Source organism: Mesorhizobium sp. WSM4816, assembly GCF_055811535.1.
In genome coordinates this window covers 1-3,530 of record NZ_JBVVQR010000080.1, presented here as the reverse complement: position 1 = coordinate 3,530, position 3,530 = coordinate 1, and the positions used below count along the sequence as shown (strand labels likewise).

The 3,530-nt window shown below is 57.7% G+C and carries 4 protein-coding genes and 2 pseudogenes; 3 read left to right on the top strand and 3 right to left on the bottom strand.

Annotation, left to right across the window (positions count from 1 at the left end; genetic code table 11):
- Together AC0L3H_RS32815 and AC0L3H_RS32810 are read left to right on the top strand one after the other, a co-directional pair.
- Positions 1-326, top strand: a 326-nt coding sequence (locus AC0L3H_RS32815) for a response regulator (RefSeq protein WP_473588224.1), incomplete at its 5' end; no start/stop codon positions are given.
- A gap of 687 nt (positions 327-1,013) precedes the next feature.
- Entirely contained in the window at positions 1,014-1,208 is a 195-nt protein-coding gene (locus tag AC0L3H_RS32810) for a hypothetical protein (protein ID WP_473588223.1), read from the top strand.
- Between the two features lie 108 nt (positions 1,209-1,316).
- Here the strand turns inward: AC0L3H_RS32810 and AC0L3H_RS32805 are convergent, their stop codons facing one another.
- The 3 genes and pseudogenes from AC0L3H_RS32805 to AC0L3H_RS32795 form a co-directional block, all read right to left on the bottom strand.
- Positions 1,317-1,757: a hypothetical protein gene (locus tag AC0L3H_RS32805; RefSeq protein WP_473533982.1), complete on the bottom strand. Its 441-nt coding sequence runs from the start codon at positions 1,755-1,757 to the stop codon at positions 1,317-1,319.
- A gap of 166 nt (positions 1,758-1,923) precedes the next feature.
- A pseudogene (locus tag AC0L3H_RS32800) lies at positions 1,924-2,207 on the bottom strand (ribbon-helix-helix protein, CopG family).
- On the bottom strand, positions 2,208-2,408 hold the full coding sequence (locus tag AC0L3H_RS32795; protein WP_473495717.1) for a hypothetical protein: 201 nt from the start codon (positions 2,406-2,408) through the stop codon (positions 2,208-2,210).
- Between the two features lie 763 nt (positions 2,409-3,171).
- On the opposite strand from AC0L3H_RS32795, the pseudogene AC0L3H_RS32790 reads away from it, so the two are divergent.
- A pseudogene (locus AC0L3H_RS32790) lies at positions 3,172-3,530 on the top strand (hypothetical protein); the annotation flags it as partial.

Genomic DNA, 3,530 nt, shown 5'->3' with positions numbered 1-3,530 from the left:
TGAGAAAGCCTCTAGCACTCATTTTCGAGGACGAGCCGATGATCGTCGTTGACATCGAGGCGTCACTTAAACAGGCTGGCTTTGCGGTAGCCTCAGAGCCAAGTTGCGTTCGTGCAAGACAAATTTTGGCCCTTGTTGAGCCCGACGTCGTTATCCTGGACGTGCTCTTGCGCGACTGCGTCAGCTCTTCGGTTGCTGAAGAACTCGTGGCCCGCAATATCCCGTTTGTAATTTATAGTGCCACGGACATCGAGGGCCGGGGTGCGGCCTTCAAGGCCGGGACTTTTGTCGGGAAACCAGCCGACGGTTCCGTGCTCGTAGCTTAGGCCAGTTCGATGGCTAGGGCATCGACGGCTGGCGAAGACGTTTCCAGCTGGCTAAAATCTATGCAAGTCGGTACATTGTGAGATCGCCAGCCACGCACAATGGCGCGCTGACGCTTGGGAGCGACCATCGGACTCCTGCCCCAAACGCAAGGCATTGTCTGATGGCAGAAGAAGCAGGGCGGTTCCGCCTGACAGACGACTATCTACGCTCACTTGCGCAGGAGTCTGGTGCAACTGAGCAGCAGATACGCGACATTGTATCGCTCATCGGGCTCGATCGTGCCTCTATCCTGAGAGAAGCGCGTCTCTTGCGCCGTGATCTAGGGCCGAAGCTTTAAGATCTCTCCTGCGGCCGATTATTACCATCTAGAACGGCCTGCCGGCGCGGATCATTTCCGCGCGATCGCGAGCTGCGCCTCGACTTTGGCGTTTTCCTCTTCCTATCGCCTTGCCTTCCGCTAGCCGGCCGCTCGCGCCTCGGCCTCGCTGCAGGATTTTTGGGTTGAAAGTTAAGCGACCTGTGGCAAGGGATTAGCAGTAAGGATTATATTCCTCTCCGTTGCGGCGAGCCCTTCAACGGAGAATCGCCATGCCTCAAAAGACCTCGCCGACACCCTGGCCGCCCGCGAAAGCATCTATGTCAATTGCGGACACCCGACGTGCTGCAGATCAACGAAGCTCGACATCTTGGCGCTGATCGACAGGCTCGGCCGTGACCACGGCTCGATGCATGACGACCTGGTCGGGCTCTTTGTCTGCTCAAACTGCAAGGCTGCAGGCCGCGACCGCCGGCAGGTGTTCTTTACATGCATTCCTGACTACGAAGGCCAGCAGCGGGCACGCAATCGCGACTGGAAGCCAACTTTCGAACGAAGGGGCTGAAGGTGGCCGGCGCCGCTTGTGGGGAGTGCGCATGCGAGACGAATGGGCTTGTCCAGACAAGTGTTAGGAGGGGCGAAGGGCCACCTCAGAGGCGGCCCTCTAAAACGCTTAGGCAGGTATCAGAACGGAGATCCGGTGGATCCCGACTTCCTTGCTTATGTTCGTGGCATGGTCCGTTTTGCCTTTGCCGCAGGTATAGTACTCACCTTTCTTAACGTTAAATTCCTTATCGGGGTTCGTCTTCTTGATGGTGAACTCACCAGCGGTGATAAAACAGACCATGTCGTTGTCCATGACGGATTCTTTGTCGGCAGCCCCAGGTTGGAATACTACATCGAGCACTAGAATGCTTTTGATGCCTGTCATATCCGAGTCCCAAGTGCCTACTTCCACTATGCGAACGCCGGGGGCAAGCTCCTTACCGTCATTTGGACCATATGTCGGGACGATCTCTGCGGCTCCCGCGGGCGTCGCTAAAGCGAATAGAGGCGTCGCGGCGGCTGTCGCTAGACCGATCGTCAATGCAGACCGACGATTGATCTCTTCCATGGGGTTTTCCTTCCTAGTCAAAACGTGCGCGCATGCGCACAAAGAGACTCGGCGCTTGGGATGGCCTACTGTCAAATCAATTTTGGCCCAAGCTACCCTGTGGTTTCCGCCGCCGACCCCGACAAGATCATCGCTGCCGTCAGACGCGGGCACCAAGCGTTAGACTCTATCCACTAGGCGCTGCCGCCGGTTTCGCTGTTCGAACTGGCAAATAGGCGTTGGTTTCCAGCATTCGCGCAGCGCGATCTGAATGAGATCGGATCTGCTGATTTTCATTTCGGCCGCTATTGAATCTAGCGTGTCCGCGGTCGCCGGCTCCAGCGGCACGCCTGAGACGTTTCTCAACATCAACGCAGCGCGACGTAGGATAATCTGCAGATCCGCGCGCGACATGTCCGCGATGCGGTCCGCGGCGCTTTCAAGCTCTTCCGCAACAGATAGGCGGGTCATTCAGGGGGCGCTGTCGCTGGCTAGCGCCTTCTTCAGATCTTCCAAGGTCGTCACGCCCTGACCGAATAGCGCCAGAACGCGGCTTGCTAAGTTCTCGCGCTCCAAACTGTCGGGCGGGATGCCGATCGTCTGGCAGTGCTCGTCAAGCGCTCTGGTGATGATAGATAGCTGGTCTGGGTCGACTGCACCAAGGAACGGCATTTGACACCTCACAAGGCGAAAGCGCTGTCCTCTTCGAATCATCCGCATGCCTCTCAGAGAGCGGATGACTATTTTAAAATAAATCGCTCCAAAAACTTCGCAACAAAAATTATTTGAGTGAATCAGTACTGATCTGTCAAACGCGCGGCGCCGCACCTGAGTTGATGAACATTAGCGAGTCATTTAGCGACGGGAACCATTAGCCGGATGGTTGCGTTACCCCCCGCTTAGTGTGGACTCTGCAAGTGACTGACGAGCAGGACAGAACACCCAGCGCACCAGACAACGCTGTCGTCCGGCCGAACATAACCGAAGAGCAGGCTCGCGAGCTTATCGCCCTTCTGGGGTCCGACTGGCCGTCACTTATGCGGGAAGCCCGATTTCTAACTCGAAAACGTTAGTCGCGGCGAGTTACGGCAATGGACCCGTGGCAAATCGATAACGTGTATGTTGAGTGTGCGCGGTTCCCACGCGGACCTCGATTGCGGACCTGCGCCCCACAATGGAAGAGAGCCGGCGCATTCTAGCTCGATCCCAAGAACTGTTGCGCCGCATCCATCACGTCGAGCGTTCGCAATAAGCGGCGGGCGCTCATTCCGCCTCTCGGTGCCACTCAAAACGTCGTGCAGTTCACGGTGTTGCCGAAGCGGTTGCAAGTCGTCGTTTTTGGCTGGCTTGCGGCTGCGGCTTGCAGCGCGCGACCGATGGCCCTTCTAGTAGCTATTGCGTTCACGCGCTTGGCCTCATCGGCGCGGGCCTCCTGATGGACGCAAAGCTCCAGTTCAGCGAGGCGACGCCTGGTGACCCAAACGCGAGCTTCTCCCTCGTCGACCAGGCAGGGATTGAGGGGATCGTCTCGAAGCGCGCCGACAGCAAATATCGGAGCGGCCCGACGACGAACTGGCTGAAGATAAAGAGCTGGACGGTCGACGAGTTCGAACTGCTCGGCGTCGAGCGGGAGCCGGGCAAGCGGGGACATGCTGGTCAGCAAATTCCCGCCTATAAAAGCACGTTCGCGGAAGCGTGCCGCCCCAAAATGTTGCGCACGTTAGAGACTTGCCACTGGCCATTGCGCGCTGTGCAAACGCCGCGGTTGTTTAGGGCGATTGCCAGTCCACGCAG

Excerpts from the sequence above, each read along its gene's own strand:
- AC0L3H_RS32805 (WP_473533982.1), bottom strand. The coding sequence starts at position 1,757 with ATGGAAGAGATCAATCGTCGGTCTGCATTGACGATCGGTCTAGCGACA.
- AC0L3H_RS32795 (WP_473495717.1), bottom strand. The coding sequence starts at position 2,408 with ATGCCGTTCCTTGGTGCAGTCGACCCAGACCAGCTATCTATCATCACC.